Below are 16,349 nucleotides of genomic sequence, written 5' to 3' on the forward strand. Positions count from 1 at the left end.
TATGCAAGATAATCTGCCATAACATCTGTGTAGTTATACAGGAAATGCACGAACTCGGCATAAAACCGCTATTCTGTGTAGAAAGTCAAGCATCTGTGTAAAAAGTCAGGGCATTTCCCTACTTTCTACACAAAGCCGTGGGGAGAGAAACGCTTATAAAGGAAGAATTTGTTCTTTTCCAGTATTCACACGGGTCCGTGGTCTAGTGGCTATGACAGTGCCCTTACAATCAGTGCGTCAACGTTCTGAGTTTTAGAATTGGCGTTCTGCTAAGTGAGGCATTGATCGCCGGTTCGAGAGCGCAAATCGTGCACATTTCCTGCATTTGATTACGTCGAATTTCCGGCCGGACCCATCCTTTTCTTTTGGGATTTGCAGGGCGGCGAGTAGCCAAATCAGTATATTTATATACTAATTAACTCAAATATAAAGTTGGACACTATGAATGCAACAATCGCAACACCACTTCCGGACGCGAGAACGTCACACGAGAAGGTTATAGACATTGTACTCAAAGAAGATGACCTTAATTGGAAGGAGCTTATCTACGATTTAGTCCGAAAAGAACATATGAATCCTTGGGATATAGATGTTTCACTTCTTGCTGAAAAATTTCTTTCTATGATAGGAAAACTGCGAGAAATGGATTTTCGCATCGGCGGAAAAATGGTTTTGACTAGCAGTTTACTTCTAAAGTTAAAAAGTGATAAACTCTTACTTGATGATTTACAAAGCTTTGATGACCTTCTTAATGGCACGCAAGATACAGAAGAAGACCTACTTGATGACGGCTTTGAATTTGAACAAACAGATATTAATCAATTTCTTAATAACCAACGAAAACTCGTGCCGCGAACACCACAACCACGAGAGCGAAAAGTATCTGTATTTGATTTGGTAGAAGCACTTGAGCAAGCACTTGATACTGATGTAAAACGACAACGAGCATTATCCCGCGTAGAAACAGAAGAGCAAATAACTGCACCTGCAAAGTCATTTGATCTTACGGAAACCATGAACGTACTTCAAGGGCAACTTCGAAAAATGTTTACTAAAAAGAAAACCAAAATCTTTTTTCACGATTTGCTTGATGAGAACTCCAAACAAGACAAAGTATTTACATTCTTGCCACTTCTTCATTTAGATAATCAGCGAAAAATTGATCTTCTTCAAAAAGAACATTTTGGCGATATAGAGGTGCATGTACTGAATCGAGAATTTATGTAATCAGTGTTTTTTTAACTTCTCATCCTTTTTTGACGCATACCTTTTTAAAGCAGTTCTTATTAGCTGACCTTTATGCACGTAACAAAACTATCCGTACAAGGAAACAGCCTCGTAGGTCTCTATATTGTCCCAATGGATGGTGTGGTGCTCGTTGGCCATGAAGTCCCAGAATCAGCAGATAAACATATTGCCGAAATCTTTGGTGTAGAAGTAGTTCGCATGACTGTTGCAGGAACATCTCTTTTAGGAGTCTTTTTAGCAACAGACGGAGAAAAATTACTTGTACCGCATATTATTTTTCCACACGAAGAAGAACTTCTTAAACAACATGCTATTCCTTATATGATTGTACCAAGCGATATTACTTGTCTAGGTAATAACATTATTATGACTAAGAAAGGAATTTTGGCAAGCCCCGAATATGACAAAGAAGCACTTGATGCAGTTGAAGGATTTTTTGAGCGCGAAGTACGCGTCTTAGAACTTGCCGGTATTCCAACAGTTGGAGCGCTCATTGCGCATAATGATACGCATGGCATGGTTAGTCACGAGATTGCAGAAGAAACTATTAACGAATTAGCATCTTTTTTAGGACTCGTGATTACAACAGGAACTGTTAACATGGGAAGCACGCAAATTAGAAGCGGTATTGCTGTTAACAACAAAGGATTTATTATTGGAGATGCTTCAGGCGGACCAGAACTGATGAATGCAGACCAAGCATTAGGATTTATTGACGGGTGAAGATAAAAAATGGAGAAAAATCCACAAGCATATGTAGACTTAGAATTAACTAATCAAAAGCTCAAAGAACTGGATAGTCAACTTGAGCACGTAGAAATGAAACTAGAACAATCAGTACTTGCAAAAAACATGATAACAGCATTAACAAAAGCAAGTGAAGGAGATGAACTTTTAATTCCTGTAGGTGCTGGAACATTTATCACTGTTAAAGCAGGAGATATTTCTCAAATAAAACAAGCAATAGGTGCCGGACTCGTCGTTGAAAAATCATCCGATGAAACACTTAAACTTTTAGAAGAGCAACAAAAAACATTGCTTGCTAACCAAGAAGCATTATCTAAACAATACGAAGAAACGGTTGAAAAGGCAATAACATTACAGACGCAAATTGAAAATTCTCAACAAAACAATTAGGTGAACAACGTTGTTTAAATTCCTCAAAACAAAAATTAAAGATGCTGTCGGTAAATTTACAAAGTCAGCAGAAGAAGAAGCCGAAACAGCTGAACAGCTAGAGGGCAGTCAGGGTGCTGAGGAAACGGAACAACAACAAGAAGCGCCACAAGAAAAAACTTCTGAAGAAAAACCTGTTGTACAGCCAGAAGAAAAACAAGAAGAAAAAATTGAAAAACCTATTGCTGATTCAGAGCCAGAGCCAGAGCCAGAGCCAGAACCTGTAATTAGTGATCAGGGTTCTGAAAAAGAAGCTTCTGAAGAAAAGCAAGAAGCACAAGATCCTGAATCTATAGAAGAAGTAGAAGAAATTAAAGAAGACGTAAAGCGACAAGAAGAAATTAACGAAAATCAAGAAGAATTGCATTCGCAACCTGAAGAGAAATCTGAAACAGAAGAATCTGTTGAAGAACTTGCTTTAGAAGAAACCTCCGAGCCTGAGCCTGAAGCTGAAGAATCTGTTGAAGAAGTAAAAGAAGAACTTGCTTTAGAAATTAAGGAAGAACTTGCTAAAGAAGAGACACAAACAGCTCCTGAAGAACAAGAACTAACTACTGAAGAAGAAGTTGATGAATACGAAGAAACAGGGAAGAAAAAAAGATTCTTAGGAAACTTATTTCGAAAAAAAGACAAAGAAGAAAAGATTGAAGAGAAATCTAAAGAACCTGTTTTTGAACCGAAACCTGAAGAAGAAAAACAAGAACCTGTTTCTAAGCCTGAAGTTGAAGGAGTAAAAGAAGAGCCTGCTTTAGAACATAAGAAAGAAGCTAAACCTGTAATTGAAGAAACCTCCGAGCCAGAACCTGAACCAGAGCCTGAGCCTGAAGTTGAAGAAGTAAAAGAAGTTGTTGTCGAAGCAGAATCTGACTTGCAGGATGCTGATGGGCCGAAATCCAGAAAAGAGGCGGCGCATAAAGAATTACTCGAAGAAACAACACAGGACACAACAAAAAAGAAAAAAGGTTTCTTTGGAAAACTCAAAGAACGAGTTGTTAAATTCCAACTTACTGAAGAAAAATTCGAAGAAATTTTTTGGGAATTCGAACTTGCACTTCTTGAAAACAACGTTGCAGTACAAGTAATTGAGAAAATCAAAAAAGATATGCACGAACAACTCACCCAAGAAAATGTGACGAGAAAAAGTGTTGAAGAAGTAATTATTGACACACTTAAAAATTCACTTAAAGAAATTTTGGATGTGCCAGCGTTTGATTTGCTTTCTAACATTAAAACTAAAAAACCTTATGTTATTTGTATGACGGGCGTGAATGGTAGTGGGAAAACAACAACGCTTGCAAAACTCATTCATTATTTTCAAAAAAACAATATTTCTCTTGTTGTCGCGGCAGCAGACACCTTTCGAGCAGCAGCGATACAACAACTCGAAGAACACACAAACAAACTTGGCGTGAAACTCATTAAACACGATTACAACGCAGACCCTGCAGCAGTAGCGTTTGACGCTATCAAACACGCAACAGCAAAAGGTCTTGATGTAGTTTTAATTGACACGGCAGGACGATTACAATCTAATAGTAACTTAATGGACGAACTTAAAAAACTCATTCGAGTGAATAAACCTGACCTGAATATTTTCATCGGCGAATCTATCACTGGAAATGATTGTGTTGAGCAGGCAGTCGCGTTTAATGAAGCTGTTGGTATTGATGGCATTATTCTTTCTAAAGCAGATGTTGATGATAAAGGTGGCGCAGCAATAAGTGTGAGTTATGTCACGGGCAAACCAATTCTTTATTTAGGTACAGGTCAGACGTATGATGACTTGGAAGTATTTGACAAAGAAAAAATCCTGGCTAATTTGGGACTTTGAATTTTTTCTTGGGCTTTTTCTTTAAATAACTGTGTAATGGTTTTTTGCCGTTTAGAATCCTTCAAAACCTAGTGATTGCAAGATTTTTTTTATTTCATTAATAACTTTTTGTTGATCTTTTTTCTCTGACATGCGAACAAATTTTATGAGTAGCGAACCTAATTCTTCTTCGGTTCCAAATTTTAGTGTGTGTCCATCAGTAATACAATAAAATCTATATTTGCCATATTTGACTTCTTTGATGAGGATGCCGCTGACCTGTCCAATAGATTTGCCTTTCAGAGGATTATTTTCTAGCGTTATTAGTGCATCTAGAATGATGTTGGCTTGCGATACGGGAAATCCTTTTTGCAATTGTCTAAATAATGATTCAGTGATGCGTACTATTGCCACGTTGTAATCTCCTTTTAGCTTCAGCAATGGTCATTGAATCAGATGTATCGTAAAGATATGTTGCTAACAAATGTTTTCCTGCTATGTCGTACATTTTTTGAATGACATCTTCATAGGTATCTCCTGTTCGACCTAGATTCTTGAGTTTTTCTTTTAAGTCTACAGATATGGATATTGTGGTTGCCATGGTCATTATGGAGTTTATGGAATTTATAAATTTTTTCTTTTAGTTCTTCGAGGTCGTTTTTAAATCCAAACCTTTTTAAATGAATTCTTCCAGAAATTGACTAGGTGTACTTAGTGAGAAAGCTCTCAATACTCAGTTTATTAGTATTTATTCTAGGGTTACCCCTCGCACTAGCAGCTGAACATTCAGTAAAAACTGACCTGCTTAGTTTTGTAGAAGCTTTCAAATACCTTTTTAAGGGTAGTACAAGCGGTTTTGTCTCAGGAGTCGTAGGAGCAATTCCACTTCTAGCAGTTGTTTTAATTGTCTTTGGCTTGGCGTTCTTCTTAGGAAAACTCACTATCTTTAAAGATGACAAACATACCAAATACGCACGCATGATAGCCGTGGGTATAGCACTTATTGGTCTTGCAACACAATCAGTCTATAACGCTATTCTTAGTTGGACTGGAGCATTTCTTAATGTTGCATTCGTTCTTGCAATCATTTTCATGTTTATCATGTTCCTTAATTATTTGAAAAAGAATAATTATGAAGGTTCTAAAGATATGATGGAAGCCCAAAAAGCAAGTTTGAGTGCAAAAAAAGAACTCAAACACATGCAGCATGATTTTAAACTTGATGAAAAAGAACGAAACAGAGTTATGAACGACCTTGGTGATTTAGAAACAAAACTAGACTCGATGAAAAAACTCTCTGGAACAGAGCTGCAAATGATAGATAAACTTGCAGACCTCCTTCGAAAAGCAACAACAGCTGCAAGTCGAAACGATCAACAAGCAGCACATGGTTACGCGCAAATGCTTACTAAAGAAATAGGCACGCTCATTACGACAATGAAGCACGAAGCAACCGATGAAAATGCTTTAGATCATCTTTTAATGGATATTGATAGAGTGCTTGATAGATGGGATCATAATTCGGCCTTAGAACATGATGAAGAAAAACATTTGAATACAATTTTTAGTAAAATAAATGATAAGATAGCTGCAGCTGGAGCTGATGTTTCTGAACGAATGATTAAAGAATTACGTACAAAGGAAGAGTCTAATCTTTTAGAATTACTTCGAAAGGTGCGCTCACATTTAATTCAACTTACTAAATTAAAAGATACGTTGATGAAAGAAGCAGAACAACTACGAGCATCAGGCTATAAAGCAAAACATATGGAAGCGCAAGCAGTTCGTACAGCAATTTTTAACATGCAATTTACAGAAGCACATAATCATTTAGATCAACTCCGAAGTTTAGTTGAACAAGAACCTCATATTATTAAAAATTTACAAACTCATGAGACAAATATGCGTCATCTTGTTTCAACATTGGAGAGTTTACAATCCCAACTTAATCATTTACTCATGAGTGAACTTGCTCACGTTAAGGGTCTTATTAAAAAAGAAAAAGATGAGGCGAAAGTTAAGGATAAAAAAATAAAAACTGCCTCTGCCACCCTCTTTGATAATGCGCATCACGTAGCGATTGGTTCGCAAAAATTAGCTAGTACTTTACAGGCGATTCTTGTTACTAAAGTTCCTTATCCAGATAAAAAAGGGAAATATCATACTTTTGAACATGAAATGCCGCAATATAAAAGTTTCATGAATCTTTTCATGTCCGAAGCAGAAGATCTTCTTAATTTAGCTCGTCGAAAAACTGACTCTAAAGTTGATATGCCTTTAGAACTCAAACATTTTAAATCCATCCTGGAGAAATTATTGCATAATGTGGATATGTTGGTTAAAGAACTTCAAATTCATACTTCTATAACGGGCGCTGCATTGGCGGCAGCGGATAATCTTAATAAGCTGGCAACAGATGCTTTAGGTGAAGTTGAATCTGAACTAAATAAGGCTAAGAAAAAGGCATCTCCTTTTTCATAGGTGAGAAAATTCGATTATCAAAAAGTTTATAAATTGGTTAAGAGTATATCAAAGTATTCAAATTCATAATTTCATTGTGAATATGGCGCGTGAAGCGCACGTAAAAGGGTGAGAAATGCTGTTGTGAGGGCGGCAGAACTGTTATTGGAGGCAATATAAAGATGATAAAAAAATTCTTCGGCAAAAAAGATGAGCAATTTGAAAAAGACGATAGTATGGAAACAGAAGAGTTTGTAGAACTTGATGCAAGCTCTGGGCGACACGAACCTGACCAAAAAGTTATCGTACGACCATTTGAAATTACTGATTTTAGTGATGTGCGAGAAATCCTTGACTCTCTTCGAGAAAGCTATACAATAGCACTCATTAATATTAAGCCACTTAAAGAAAAAGATTTACTAGAACTGAAGCGATCAATTAACAAGCTCAAAAAAACATGCGAAGCAATTGATGGTGACATCGCTGGCTTTGGTGATGATTATATTGTTGTCACACCGAGCTTTGCGCAGATTTATCGTGGTGCTGGTGCTCCAACAAGCGATAATTTGGATTAATTTTTTTTACTTCTTTTTCTTATTTTTTTCCATGCAGCGCCACAGTTGGACTTGGAGAAGTAGATAACGCAGTTGTTTGCCTTGCTGCTGTTCTTAATGGAATTTATTGAGTTCTTTTGCCATGTGAAGAAAGTTAGTAATATCTACGATGTAGCAGAGATAGTGATTAATTTGATTTTCTTTGTTTCTTACGATTAATGTATGTACATCAACAATAATTTCAGACCCATCTTTTTTGATAAGTCGATAAGGTTTATGGTGAAATTGTTCATCTCCTCGCTGTTCGTATTTTCTTGCTTCATGGCTGACCCTCATGAAATCTTCTTTATGAATTAAATTAACATATTTTGTTTTTCCGTTAAGAAATGATTCTTTATTGTATCCGAGTACTTTTTCCACATTATCGCTTGCATAGGTGATAGGCCAATCTGTTTTATTATACCATTTGAATACGATGACAGGTCCTTTAATGAATAATTTTCGCTCTTCGGCGAGTTCTTTATTAAGTTTTTTGAGTTGTTTTGTTGTTTCTTTTTTTGTTGTAATATCTTCTAGGATTATTGTTGCACCAGTTTTAGCTCCTAGTTTTGTTGGGATTATTTTTGTATAAAACCACTTATTTTTTTTGAAATTGAATTCTTGTTCGCGTTCCTTTCCTCTTAATGCATCTCGAATGGTATTATTAATTTCAGCAAATTCTTCTTTAGTGCATAGGTGTTTGGTACTTATTTCTTCGAATGTTTTTTGGTGGATTTCTTCTTTTGTTTTTTTTATGTATGAACAGAAACTTTTGTTAGTATCAACTATTTTTTTTTCTTCATCAAGAATAAGATACATGTCTTTGGAATAATTCATAATGTTTTCAACAGGTACTTGTTGTGCTGGGAAGAATACTTTTGCAGGACCTACGCTTTTCATACTGGCTTTTCCTGCCATGTGGAGTACATCAAGATATTTTGCGACTGAATTTCTATTAATATTAATTTGTTTAGCTATGTCTAAAACAGTCATTCCTTGAGGATTTTCTTCTAAAATTTTCTGAATGCTGCTTAATTCAATTGAATATGCTTGCATAATCTTCTTAGTTGTATTTGGTTTTATAAACATTTCGCTTCTGCATGGCACTTATGCAATGCATAACCGAAATATTTATATAGAAGCGGATGTATTAATTGAACTAATGCATTGCATTAACGCATTGCGAACCAGGGGTGGTTTATATGAAGGAATGGTATGTAAAAAATGTATTTGGAGAATCTGAGTCCGAGTCTGATTTCCTTTCTTTATCTATGCAAGATGATATTTTTGTAGAAAATCTCCTTTACAATGACGAATTAAGTTTTGAAGAAGCTGCATTTCTTAGCGGTTATTACGCTGATGTACAAGAGTCTTTTAGCTAATTTTTTTATCTCACACCCACACAACACCTGACAGGGTCCAGTTTTCCCCTGGACCTTGTTTATATTAATTTTTTTTAAATAATTTTTTTTCGGAGGAGTTATTATTTGATGTTTCAGTTCTAAAGACTGCATTATTGTGTAGGATTGTTCTTGTTCTGCTCGAAAAATTGTTTATTAATTACGATAATTTTTATTTATTATTCTACTCTGAACTGTGATGAATAGAAATATTCTACAAGATAACGTAGCTGTTTTTTTTCTTGTTATTTTACTTTCTTTTTTTCTCTTAATCTGATAACAATTATTTAACTTACATTCTTTCGGGTGCTTGTATCCCCAAAAGATTAAGACCTTCTTTAATAACTTTATTTACTGCAAGAATGAGTGCGAGCCTGTCAGCTTCTATTTTTTTATCATCTTGAATAATTTTATATTTACTATAATAACTATTAAATGATTGACAAAGCGATAGTAAATAATTACATAGGAGATTTGGTTTGAGTTTTTCGGCAGCTTCTTCTACGATTATTGGAAAAGAGTTTATGAGTTTTGCAATTTCTTTTTCTTCAGGTTCTTGCAGTGTTGCAAACTCTTTCTTGCTTGGTTGAGTATCACTCTTTCGTAAAATAGATGCGATACGTGTATGTGTATACTGCACATAGGGACCTGTTTCACCTTCAAACGACAAACTTGCTTTTGGATTAAAGACAAAGTTTTTTACAGGATCAAATTTAAGAAAGAAAAATCTAATTGCTCCTTGTGTAATGATGTGTGCTCGAGAGTTCACTTCTTTTTCATCTAAATCGGCGAATCGTTCTTTTACTGCTTCTTTTGCAAGAATTATTGTTTCAGCAATGAGCTCATCAGTATCAATAATATTTCCTTCTCGACTTTTCATTTTACCTGTAGGTAAATCAATCATTCCATACGAGAAGTGCTTACAATTATTTGCAAAAGGAAAGTTGAGTTTTTTGAAAATTTCAAAAAGAACTTTGAAATGATAGTCTTGTTCATTACCCACCACATAAATTAATTCATTAAATTTGTAATCATGAAAACGTTGTTTTGCAAGAAAAATATCTTGTGTAATATATACAGCTGTTCCATCTTTTCTAAGTAAGACTTTTTTATCAAGTTTTTTATCGGTTAAGTCTGCTATGATTGCGCCTGTTTCATCTTTATAGAATGCGCCATCTTCTACACCTTTAAGAATAATATCTCGTCCATTTTTGTAAATGTCACTTTCAAAATAATCTTTCTCACTATGAAAATTAACTGAGTCATATGTTTGTTTGAAACCCTCATAAGTCCAATTATTCATCTTCTTCCAAAGAGCAATAACATCTTTATCGCCTTGTTCCCATTTGATAAGCATTTCTTGCGCTTCTTGTTCAAGCGAGGGATTATTTTTTGCTTCCTGATTAAATTTTACATACCAATCGCCAACAAAATGATCGCTTTTTTTACCTGCTTCTTGTGGTGTTTGGTTATTACCCCATTTTTGATATGCGAGCATGGATTTACAAATATGTACGCCTCTATCATTAACTAGATTTACAAGATGGGTTTTTTTACCTAATGCGTTTTTTAAGTTAGTTAATGTGCTTCCCAGAAGCATATTTCGAAGATGACCTACATGAAGAGGTTTATTGGTATTAGGACTTGGTGATTCTATTATTGTTATAGTATTATTTTCTTTAGACTCAATTAATTTTTCTGCTTCTGTAATGTGTTTTAGAAGTGGTGCTATAAATTTGTTATTCTGTATGATTATATTCACATAAGGTCCCAACGCAGTAGCTTTGCCAAAATCAATTTGTAATTCTTTTGCAATATTTTCTGCAATTTGTACAGGTTTTCTTTTTAATTCTTTAGCAAGACCAAAACAAGGAAATGCAATATCTCCATGACTACTTTCTTTAGGGATTTGCAACATATGGTCTATAACTTGCTCTGGCTTGTTAATGGTTTTAGCAATAGCTTTTGCAACTTCTTTTTTGAAATCCATAGTTAAAGAAAAATCCTCTTATTTATTAATCTTGTACTTTAATTGTCTTGGAAATGTCCTGTTCTTACTTCTGATTCGCTGATACCAAACTCTCGTTTCATTTCTTCACTCATTGAATCAACTTGATCTTTCTCCCACCTTGTAGAACCAATTGTGTGCTTTTCTTTTCTTATATCTTTGAGATGCTTTTCGACTAGTTGATTAAGTCGTTTATCATCACGTGCTATTGCCTTAATTCGTTCCATACTATCTTGATGAATAAGCTTACTGTCGTGTATTGCTTTTCGGAATAATTCAATATCAGTAAATAGTTGCTGCTGTATTAACTCAAATTGTTGAAGTAATTGATTGTTATGTACATTGTGTTGTAATTGATTAATTATGCCAATTCCTTTTGTTAAAACCGTGGCAATTGCATTTATATTTTCTTCTAGATGTTGCGCGTACTTTGCGATTTTTTGTTCATCATCAGATAATAATTGTAATTCATGACTTGCATGTCTGATTATAGGAACTTTAAGTCTATGTAATTCTTCTAAAAATCGAGCGGTTAATTCAATAATTTCTCTTCCTAATTGTTTTTCTGGTCCTAATCGAGTTCTTAAACTTAGTAAATCTTTTTGTGCACTTCGCGACTTATCTTCAAATCGTTCATATTCTTCTGAAGAGATGTGTCCGTGTTTAATTGCAACGTCAATATAGTTATATGCTGAATGTGCATCTTTTCTAAACGAATGGAATATTTTTTCTACTACGTTGAATTGTTTAAATTCTTTATTTGCATCAGTTTTTAGATTAGATTCATATTTGTGGATTATAGAACCTTCTCCTTGAATATTTCTTGCGAGATTTTTTAATGCATGCGTATGAGCTTGATTTATTTTTGCAGTGTGTGCTTCATTATTTTTATTTCTTCCAAATAAGGACATACTATCACCTGTTTTCCGTGCTGTTATTTGTTGTTTATTTTATCTTTTATTCTTTATAATTGTTTCGTGTTGATGAGTGCGAGGGGTTAAATGGTAATTTTAAGCGTATACTGAAGAAAATACTCCTACCGGTAGTCTTATTTCATTCGGAACCTGCAGGCTCATTTTTCAAAAGAAAAATACCCCTACCGGGATTTGAACCCGGGTCTATAGCTGTTTACAGCGAAGAGTGTGCTTTTTTTTTGAATTGTTTACTTTTCGCTACCGCAAGCTACAATGCTATCCAGACTACACCATAGGAGTGTGCTTTGCTTAAATGAGTTGTAGGTTTCTTTAAAATCTTTCTCTTATTTACTTGTTCTCTTGTTTATTTTAATTGTCTTTCTTTATGCGTGACTGCAAAAGATATTTAAATGAGAGATGTTTTTTTTATCTTGTTGAGGGAAAGTTTAGATTAACTTTTTTTGAATAACAATTCAAACCAAAATATGCCTGAAAATACGTTTTATTTTTGGTCGTTTCAAAATATCGAAACATTTATATAGGAACTTTATGTTCCAAGATATAGGTTTGTTTATATTTTTTTCATAATATATAATAGGGAAGTAGTATGGTAAAACCAAAAAAAATATTTAATGTATTCTTTCGTGAAAAGCCAGCATTAATGCTGATTCATCTCTTACAAAAGAATGGTGATGTGTATGCATCATCATTAGCGAAGAGTGTTGACTGTACGTATAGCCACGTGGTTAAAGTTTTGCAAGATATGCAACGTGCAGGTCTTGTAACATTCGAGAAACGTGGTCGATTAAAGGTGTTGCTTCTTACTAAAAAAGGAATAGATGTGGCAACACTCATTGACAAAGTTGTTACCACATTATAAAAAAGTTCCACACTCTTTTTCTTTTTTACCTTCGCTTGGTTAATTTTACATCAGTTTTTTTTGAGTATCTTGTTAGTATGCTCTCTTTTATTTTTAGACTGATTCTTATTTGAATAACCCTTGCAAAGGATTTTTTAGTAAGATTGCAGGAAATTTCCTGCTCCTACTATTTTTTTCTTGGATGGTTGTTGTTGTTTGGGGAAGATTTTGTTCATTAGAATTAATCATCTCAAGAATACTATGATAATAGCTAAAATCGTCCGCTATTTTTTTTGTTTGCCAAGGCCTATCTGTGCAGTGTTCGCAATCGTGTACTTCGCAAGGCAGTGCTACTAGCCCTTTTGTTACACGCTTTGGATGAAAGCACGTTTCTTGTAAATGATATTCACACATTCAGCTCACCTCAACTAGGATACAAATTCCTATACTAGTACTCCTTTATATATCTTTGGTTTTTATATGCTTGTTTGTTGCTTAGCAGGGCATTATTTTTATTTTTGGCATGACTTGTGTTTTGCTAGTAATTTACGTATAAAATTATTCACTGAGGAATAGAAAATATTATATACTTCCTCGAGGTTAAAGAAATACGAAACAGTCCTTATATTACGGTGTGAAGGTTTATAATGATGTTATAGGCTTAGTTTATGCCAAGACTGAAGGGTGGTAGATAATGAAGTATATATTAATAAGTATAATAATGGTTTTAGCATTAACACTCACTTCTTGTTCTTTAGTTGATCAATATTTGCCGTCAACAGAGAATAAAACAGGTGACGATGTGTTAATTATAGATGGATTTAATTTCACTGATGAAGATACGGTAACTGAGCTTCCTGATATTGTGGAAGTGGAAAACGAAACCGATACAACTACATCGGGGGAAGCTAATGAAACTATATCTGAAGAAAACGCAACAGCTGAAGAAGAACTCGCACCAGAAACGGCAGAAGACTTAATTTTTACCTCAATTACTGTAACTGAAGGAGACCTTGTTTCCCTCGCAAAACTTATAGCACAAGATCCAGATGGCGATGAAATTACGTATACTTACTCCGCACCATTTAATGAGTTTGGGCTTTGGCAAACTAATAATGGTGATGAAGGAAAATATTTAGTAACCCTTACTGCAAGTGATGGTGTACTCTCTACAACAGAACAAGTAAGAATTATTGTAGAGGCATCAAATAAAGGACCAGTTATTGATTGTCCAGATTACTTTATTGTATCTGAAGGAGAATTTATAGATTTGCCTTGCACTATTTATGATAGAGAGGGTGATGAAGTAACTTTTGCAGTTTCAGGATTTATGGACGAACTGACCTATCAAACAACATACGAAGATGCAGGAGAATACTCTGTTGTCATCACTGCAACCGATGGAGCTCAATCAACCATTCACGAAATGGAGTTATTTATTAATGAACAAAATCGACCTCCAGTTGTGGAAGAAATTGATACTTTGTATGCTGAAGAACTCGAAACAGTTGTTGTAAATGTTGTTGCAACAGACCCTGATAATGAACCTCTTACAGTGTATTATCCTATACTCTTTGATGAACAAGGGAAATGGAAAACAACTCGGGGTGATGCAGGCCAATACAATTTAGAAGTTACTGTAACTGATGGTGTAAATGATGTTATAGTTCCACTTGAAATTATTATTTCGGAAATTAATGTAGCTCCTCAAGTTGAAGCTTTAGAACCGATAATTGTTCAAGAAGGAGAAACAATAACACTAGATGTTGTAGCTACTGATGCAGATGGCGATGATTTGACGTTTACATTTTCAGGATTTATGGATACGGCAACATACACTACAACCTATGATGATGCGGGCGAACACGAAGTTATTGTCACTGTAAGTGATGGTTTACATGACGTAAGCACAACAGTAAGTATTATTGTTGAAAATGTAAATAGACCGCCAGTATTTATCCTTAAATAAAGAAGAAAAACAATCCTTTTATTGTGAAAAACACATTTGTTTAGCGCAACTAAAGTTTAGTTGTTGGAGATTTTTTCTTTTTTTCTTTTTTTGTTCTTTTATTCTTTTTTTTCTTCTTTTGTGTTTTTTTAATTGGTTCGTTCTTCACACCTAACTTTTTTGTCTACTGCAAAGCATGCATATTAATATCTAGAGTGGTTTTTTGTTGCTACGTTATTTTTTTTAATAAAGTATTTTAATGAGTTAGTTTATGTAGAAGATTATGCGAATGCAATCACCACAAAGTGAACTTAATACCTTACGAAAACAAATAGAAGATAATTTAGTTTGTGAGCTAAAGGATGCAGCAACGAACATGGTTTTTGGAAAAGGAAATCCTCAAGCAAAAATCGTTTTTATAGGTGAAGCGCCAGGAGCAGAAGAAGATAAACTTGGCGTACCATTTGTTGGACGAGCAGGACAAGAACTAGACAAACTTCTTGGAAAGATTGGGCTGACGCTTGATGATGTCTATATTTGTAACATTCTTAAATATCGACCACCAAAAAATCGAGATCCAACTATGGGTGAAATTTGTAATCATACACCTTATCTTATTAAGCAACTCAAAATTATTCAACCAAAAGTAATTGTAACCTTAGGAAATTATTCTACAAAATTTGTATTATCCGGATTTGATCCTGAAGAGATGCGTAAAGTACAAGGAATTACAACACTACATGGAAAAAAGCATTCTCTTTTGGTTGATGGTGTGGAGTTTTTAGTTATTCCTATGTATCATCCTGCAGCAATGTTATATAATCCTAAACTTCGAGAACTAGTTGAAAAAGATTTTCTTATTATGGCCAAATTACTTGATTTAGAAGCAAAACCCGAAGCAGGAGGTCAAGGAACTTTAGAAGGATTTTTGTAATTATTTATTTAGTTCTTGTGTTGGTTGATAAATTGGCAGAGCTAATTCATTACGAAAATATTTGTTGTTTTTTTCTTTTGTTGTATGAAAATCAAATAGTTCTTTAGCTGCCTTTTCTTGAATACTTTCTAAACCAACATTGTTGCTAGTTGTATTTTTTGCATAATGATTTATTTCATTAGTGATATTAATGATGTAAGAATCGATTTTTTCTTCTCGTTGAGGATAATAATGTTTTGTGTGGTTGTGACCGACGATAACGATTGGAGACTCAGTTGCGTATTTTGTAATGTTTGAACAAATATTTGCTACGATAAAATCAATAGTTTCTTTACTTGCTTTAACAAACTCATTTTTTTCAGTCATAATAATATTTACATTTTTTCCAACTAAATATTTTTTAATTTGGTCTTCAATAACTTGTACTGCTGTTGGTTGTTTTGTTTTTATGTTGTTTTCTTGACCAAGATAACTCGTTTGTTCTGCAAGCTGATTAAGACTTTCTTTGTATTGGGTAAATAGTTGGTTGAGCATTTCATCACCTTGAGGCGAGAAGTTATCAAGATATGCGGTGGTTACTTTCGCAAAATCATTTAAGTGGCTGGAGATATCCTTTGTTTGCGTAGTTGTTTTTTTTGTTTTTGTTTCATCAACAAACATTTTGAGTTTGTCCACAAGTTCGTTTGTTTGATTAGTGATAAAATTGCTTTGAGGAATTCCTTGTTGTTGAAGAATTGTTTGCATACCTTGCATATGTGCTATTTTTGTCTTAATGTAATGTGCATTCTGTGCTAGAGAAGGTATTCTCTGAGTATCCATAAGTCTATATTAGGATAGCTTTATTTATAAATATTATGTATTTTTGGCGTTGTTCAAAAAGGTATAAATATGTATACTGACAAGAAATTACTATGGTTCAGACAGAAATTTCCGGTCAGTATGAAGTTAGTTTACACAAGCAAGTTATTAAAGTTTTTCATGCTTCAGGCATGAAATATC

The 16,349-nt window shown here is 34.3% G+C and carries 17 protein-coding genes and 2 tRNA genes; 11 read left to right on the forward strand and 8 right to left on the reverse strand.

Features of this window, described 5'->3' with window-relative positions; all coding sequences use genetic code 11:
- Positions 1–191 precede the first annotated feature (191 nt).
- From K9M74_04635 to ftsY, 5 genes are all read left to right on the forward strand, one after another.
- A tRNA-Val gene (locus K9M74_04635) sits at positions 192–355 on the forward strand.
- An 86-nt stretch (positions 356–441) separates the two neighbouring features.
- Positions 442–1,227 (forward strand): segregation/condensation protein A, encoded by a 786-nt coding sequence (locus K9M74_04640; protein MCF7799163.1) that lies wholly within the window; start codon positions 442–444, stop codon positions 1,225–1,227.
- Between the two features lie 72 nt (positions 1,228–1,299).
- Entirely contained in the window at positions 1,300–1,971 is a 672-nt protein-coding gene (locus K9M74_04645) for a translation initiation factor IF-6 (protein ID MCF7799164.1), read from the forward strand.
- Positions 1,972–1,980: 9 nt separating this feature from the next.
- The gene (gene pfdA, locus K9M74_04650; GenBank protein ID MCF7799165.1) at positions 1,981–2,385 is read left to right on the forward strand and encodes a prefoldin subunit alpha; all 405 of its coding nucleotides are present in this window, start codon (positions 1,981–1,983) and stop codon (positions 2,383–2,385) included.
- Between the two features lie 10 nt (positions 2,386–2,395).
- A complete protein-coding gene (ftsY, locus tag K9M74_04655; GenBank protein ID MCF7799166.1) occupies positions 2,396–4,255 on the forward strand; it encodes a signal recognition particle-docking protein FtsY in 1,860 nt (619 codons plus the stop codon).
- Positions 4,256–4,306: 51 nt separating this feature from the next.
- On the opposite strand, the gene K9M74_04660 is transcribed toward ftsY, so the two are convergent.
- A complete protein-coding gene (locus tag K9M74_04660; GenBank protein ID MCF7799167.1) occupies positions 4,307–4,648 on the reverse strand; it encodes a hypothetical protein in 342 nt (113 codons plus the stop codon).
- On the reverse strand, positions 4,626–4,835 hold the full coding sequence (locus tag K9M74_04665; protein ID MCF7799168.1) for a hypothetical protein: 210 nt from the start codon (positions 4,833–4,835) through the stop codon (positions 4,626–4,628). Before K9M74_04665 ends, K9M74_04660 begins: the two co-directional genes overlap by 23 nt.
- Before the next feature lie 113 nt (positions 4,836–4,948).
- On the opposite strand from K9M74_04665, the gene K9M74_04670 reads away from it, so the two are divergent.
- The gene (locus K9M74_04670; protein ID MCF7799169.1) at positions 4,949–6,715 is read left to right on the forward strand and encodes a hypothetical protein; all 1,767 of its coding nucleotides are present in this window, start codon (positions 4,949–4,951) and stop codon (positions 6,713–6,715) included.
- Between the two features lie 161 nt (positions 6,716–6,876).
- Positions 6,877–7,269: a cell division protein SepF gene (locus K9M74_04675; protein MCF7799170.1), complete on the forward strand. Its 393-nt coding sequence runs from the start codon at positions 6,877–6,879 to the stop codon at positions 7,267–7,269.
- A 93-nt stretch (positions 7,270–7,362) separates the two neighbouring features.
- Here K9M74_04675 and K9M74_04680 read toward each other — a convergent pair whose 3' ends face one another.
- The gene (locus tag K9M74_04680; GenBank protein ID MCF7799171.1) at positions 7,363–8,343 is read right to left on the reverse strand and encodes a PAS domain S-box protein; all 981 of its coding nucleotides are present in this window, start codon (positions 8,341–8,343) and stop codon (positions 7,363–7,365) included.
- A gap of 146 nt (positions 8,344–8,489) precedes the next feature.
- Between K9M74_04680 and K9M74_04685 the strand changes: the two genes are divergently transcribed.
- The gene (locus tag K9M74_04685) at positions 8,490–8,669 is read left to right on the forward strand and encodes a hypothetical protein (GenBank protein MCF7799172.1); all 180 of its coding nucleotides are present in this window, start codon (positions 8,490–8,492) and stop codon (positions 8,667–8,669) included.
- Positions 8,670–8,979: 310 nt separating this feature from the next.
- Here K9M74_04685 and argS read toward each other — a convergent pair whose 3' ends face one another.
- The 3 genes from argS to K9M74_04700 all read right to left on the reverse strand — a co-directional run bounded on the left by argS (position 8,980) and on the right by K9M74_04700 (position 11,909).
- Positions 8,980–10,677: an arginine--tRNA ligase gene (argS, locus tag K9M74_04690; protein ID MCF7799173.1), complete on the reverse strand. Its 1,698-nt coding sequence runs from the start codon at positions 10,675–10,677 to the stop codon at positions 8,980–8,982.
- 38 nt (positions 10,678–10,715) lie between these two features.
- A complete protein-coding gene (locus K9M74_04695) occupies positions 10,716–11,606 on the reverse strand; it encodes a hypothetical protein (protein ID MCF7799174.1) in 891 nt (296 codons plus the stop codon).
- Positions 11,607–11,786: 180 nt separating this feature from the next.
- Positions 11,787–11,909 (reverse strand) — tRNA-Arg (locus tag K9M74_04700).
- A gap of 307 nt (positions 11,910–12,216) precedes the next feature.
- On the opposite strand from K9M74_04700, the gene K9M74_04705 reads away from it, so the two are divergent.
- Positions 12,217–12,489, forward strand: a complete 273-nt coding sequence (locus tag K9M74_04705) for a winged helix DNA-binding protein (GenBank protein MCF7799175.1) — start codon at positions 12,217–12,219, stop codon at positions 12,487–12,489.
- A 105-nt stretch (positions 12,490–12,594) separates the two neighbouring features.
- Here the strand turns inward: K9M74_04705 and K9M74_04710 are convergent, their stop codons facing one another.
- Positions 12,595–12,882: a hypothetical protein gene (locus tag K9M74_04710; protein ID MCF7799176.1), complete on the reverse strand. Its 288-nt coding sequence runs from the start codon at positions 12,880–12,882 to the stop codon at positions 12,595–12,597.
- A gap of 280 nt (positions 12,883–13,162) precedes the next feature.
- On the opposite strand from K9M74_04710, the gene K9M74_04715 reads away from it, so the two are divergent.
- Both K9M74_04715 and K9M74_04720 read left to right on the forward strand, forming a co-directional pair.
- Positions 13,163–14,437: a hypothetical protein gene (locus tag K9M74_04715; GenBank protein ID MCF7799177.1), complete on the forward strand. Its 1,275-nt coding sequence runs from the start codon at positions 13,163–13,165 to the stop codon at positions 14,435–14,437.
- Positions 14,438–14,705: 268 nt separating this feature from the next.
- Positions 14,706–15,350: a uracil-DNA glycosylase gene (locus tag K9M74_04720; GenBank protein ID MCF7799178.1), complete on the forward strand. Its 645-nt coding sequence runs from the start codon at positions 14,706–14,708 to the stop codon at positions 15,348–15,350.
- Here K9M74_04720 and K9M74_04725 read toward each other — a convergent pair whose 3' ends face one another.
- Positions 15,351–16,169: a hypothetical protein gene (locus K9M74_04725; GenBank protein ID MCF7799179.1), complete on the reverse strand. Its 819-nt coding sequence runs from the start codon at positions 16,167–16,169 to the stop codon at positions 15,351–15,353.
- Positions 16,170–16,349: the final 180 nt, after the last annotated feature.

This window comes from Candidatus Woesearchaeota archaeon (assembly GCA_021734105.1).
Lineage (GTDB): Archaea > Nanobdellota > Nanobdellia > Woesearchaeales > SKGA01 > SKGA01.

What these genes read in the sequence shown, in the direction of transcription:
- K9M74_04640 (MCF7799163.1), top strand. Translation starts at nt 442, where the DNA reads ATGAATGCAACAATCGCAACACCACTTCCGGACGCGAGAACGTCACAC.
- K9M74_04645 (MCF7799164.1), top strand. Translation starts at nt 1,300, where the DNA reads ATGCACGTAACAAAACTATCCGTACAAGGAAACAGCCTCGTAGGTCTC.
- pfdA (MCF7799165.1), top strand. Translation starts at nt 1,981, where the DNA reads ATGGAGAAAAATCCACAAGCATATGTAGACTTAGAATTAACTAATCAA.
- K9M74_04665 (MCF7799168.1), bottom strand. Translation starts at nt 4,835, where the DNA reads ATGGCAACCACAATATCCATATCTGTAGACTTAAAAGAAAAACTCAAG.
- K9M74_04675 (MCF7799170.1), top strand. Translation starts at nt 6,877, where the DNA reads ATGATAAAAAAATTCTTCGGCAAAAAAGATGAGCAATTTGAAAAAGAC.
- K9M74_04680 (MCF7799171.1), bottom strand. Translation starts at nt 8,343, where the DNA reads ATGCAAGCATATTCAATTGAATTAAGCAGCATTCAGAAAATTTTAGAA.
- K9M74_04685 (MCF7799172.1), top strand. Translation starts at nt 8,490, where the DNA reads ATGAAGGAATGGTATGTAAAAAATGTATTTGGAGAATCTGAGTCCGAG.
- argS (MCF7799173.1), bottom strand. Translation starts at nt 10,677, where the DNA reads ATGGATTTCAAAAAAGAAGTTGCAAAAGCTATTGCTAAAACCATTAAC.
- K9M74_04695 (MCF7799174.1), bottom strand. Translation starts at nt 11,606, where the DNA reads ATGTCCTTATTTGGAAGAAATAAAAATAATGAAGCACACACTGCAAAA.
- K9M74_04705 (MCF7799175.1), top strand. Translation starts at nt 12,217, where the DNA reads ATGGTAAAACCAAAAAAAATATTTAATGTATTCTTTCGTGAAAAGCCA.
- K9M74_04710 (MCF7799176.1), bottom strand. Translation starts at nt 12,882, where the DNA reads ATGTGTGAATATCATTTACAAGAAACGTGCTTTCATCCAAAGCGTGTA.
- K9M74_04715 (MCF7799177.1), top strand. Translation starts at nt 13,163, where the DNA reads ATGAAGTATATATTAATAAGTATAATAATGGTTTTAGCATTAACACTC.
- K9M74_04720 (MCF7799178.1), top strand. Translation starts at nt 14,706, where the DNA reads ATGCAATCACCACAAAGTGAACTTAATACCTTACGAAAACAAATAGAA.
- K9M74_04725 (MCF7799179.1), bottom strand. Translation starts at nt 16,169, where the DNA reads ATGGATACTCAGAGAATACCTTCTCTAGCACAGAATGCACATTACATT.